Below are 1,107 nucleotides of genomic sequence, written 5' to 3'. Positions count from 1 at the left end.
GCACTAGGAGCTGTTTGGAGTTCGGATCATGTGGTTGAGGTGAGGAGCTTCAGCCACATGATCGAGCCCCGTAGGTAGAGGCCGGCCTCGTAGCTTTCCGGGGCTTTGTCGTAGCGGGTGGCCAGGCCACGCCAGGTCTTGATCTTCTGGAAACAGCGTTCGACGGTGTTGCGCTGCCGATAGCGCTCTGGATCGAAGCCGACCGGCCGCCCGCCTGCCGAACCCTTCCTCTTCCGGTTGGCCCGCTGGTCGGCCTTCTCCGGGATGACCGCGGTGATCCGGCGGCGGCGCAGATGGGCACGGTTGGACTTGGAAGAGCAGGCCTTGTCCGCGGCCACCGCAGCAGGACGGGTACGAGGCCGGCCGACTGGGCCGGGGATGCGGATCTTGTCCAGGACGGAGATGAACTGCGGGCAGTCGGCGGCCTGCCCAGGCGTGAGTACGAAGACCAGCGGCAACCCGGCCGCGTCGACCGCGGCATGGACCTTGCTGCTCAGCCCGCCTCGGGATCGGCCAAGCCCGGCAGCCTTCGCCCGGGCCTTGCGGCGTCGCCGTGTGGCGGCACGATCCTGGGCCGACGACGCGTCCGCGTCGTCGGCGTCGCGTGTGACCCGCGGCGCATCACCCGCAGCACCGGCGGCTGCTCCGGCAGCGGAGCCCCTTTTTCCTCGGTCAGCGCCTGCTCCAGCGCATCCAGGGTCTCCCCGGCCACCGCCAGCCCGGCCGACTCCTGATGGGCCCGCACGATCGTGGAGTCCACGCTCACCAGCTCCAGCCCGACCTGCCCACGCGATGCGGCCTCGGCGATCAGCGCGTCCATCAGCCCCTGGAACACCCCGGCCTTGGCCCAGCCGCTGAACCGGGAATAGAGCGTGGACCAAGGCCCGTAGCGTTCCGGGACATCACGCCAGCCAGACCCGGTGCGAAAACGCCACAGGATCCCATTGAACTGATCACGCACCCGCCGCGGCAACGGTCCGGTAGCCGCCACCGGCAGACACGGCTCGATCAACGCCCACTCGGCATCCGTCACATCAAAGCGCGCCACACCCGAAGTTCTACCAGCCACGACCAGGCCGCAAGATCCGAACCTCAAACAGCTCCTAG

Annotated in this window: 1 pseudogene; it reads right to left on the bottom strand. The window is 68.5% G+C overall.

Features of this window, described 5'->3' with window-relative positions:
- Positions 1 to 26: 26 nt before the first annotated feature.
- A pseudogene (locus DQ384_RS40195) lies at positions 27 to 1,048 on the bottom strand (IS5 family transposase).
- Positions 1,049 to 1,107 lie beyond the last annotated feature (59 nt).

The organism is Sphaerisporangium album, assembly GCF_003323745.1.
In the GTDB taxonomy this organism is placed as follows: Bacteria; Actinomycetota; Actinomycetes; order Streptosporangiales; family Streptosporangiaceae; genus Sphaerisporangium; species Sphaerisporangium album.
The sequence above is the reverse complement of the archived record's forward strand: the minus strand, read 5'-3'. Positions and strand labels throughout refer to the sequence as shown.